Source organism: Pseudomonas sp. AC463 (genome assembly GCF_979253585.1).
Genome location: NZ_CEEDDZ010000918.1, coordinates 1 through 252 on the forward strand (window position 1 = coordinate 1; position 252 = coordinate 252).

1 pseudogene is annotated in these 252 nt (G+C 67.1%); it reads left to right on the plus strand.

Features of this window, described 5'->3' with window-relative positions:
* Window positions 1-252 (plus strand): annotated as a pseudogene (locus AC0IYH_RS32900) (energy-dependent translational throttle protein EttA); the annotation flags it as partial.

Here is a 252-nt window from a genome sequence, read left to right on the forward strand (position 1 = left end):
TGGATGCGCCAGACGCCCAAGGCCCGCCAGACCAAGTCCAAGGCGCGCATCCGTGCGTTCGACGAGCTGATGGAAAAGCAGGAGAGCCGCGTCGCCGGCAAGGCCGCGATCCTGATCCAGCTTCCCTCACGCCTCGGCGGCAAGGTCATCGAGGCGAAGGGCCTGACCAAGGCCTATGGCGACAAGCTGCTGTTCGACGGGCTGGATTTCACCCTGCCCCCGGGCGGGATCGTCGGGGTGATCGGGCCGAAC